This is a genomic window from Caballeronia mineralivorans PML1(12) (assembly GCF_001028175.1).
GTDB lineage: Bacteria > Pseudomonadota > Gammaproteobacteria > Burkholderiales > Burkholderiaceae > Caballeronia > Caballeronia mineralivorans.
Window position 1 is genome coordinate 1 of sequence record NZ_AEJF01000349.1, and the last position, 259, is coordinate 259.

Annotated in this window: 1 protein-coding gene; it reads left to right on the top strand. The window is 61.4% G+C overall.

What is annotated here, in order from left to right; genetic code table 11:
* A partial coding sequence (locus EOS_RS42965; RefSeq protein ID WP_047898341.1) for a carbon starvation CstA family protein occupies nt 1-259 on the top strand: 259 nt, incomplete at both ends.

The following is a 259-nucleotide window of genomic DNA, read 5'->3' on the forward strand; positions in this document are numbered from 1 at the left end:
CTGTTCGGTCATCATTTTGCGGCCATTGCCGGAGCAGGTCCGCTGGTGGGGCCGGTACTGGCGGCGCAAATGGGCTACCTGCCGGGGATGATCTGGCTGCTCGCTGGGGTGGTTCTCGCCGGTGCGGTGCAGGATTTCATGGTGCTGTTTGTTTCTACGCGCCGTGACGGTCGCTCGCTGGGTGAGCTGGTCAAAGAAGAGATGGGGCCAACCGCCGGGGTGATTGCGCTGGTGGCCTGCTTTATGATCATGGTCATTA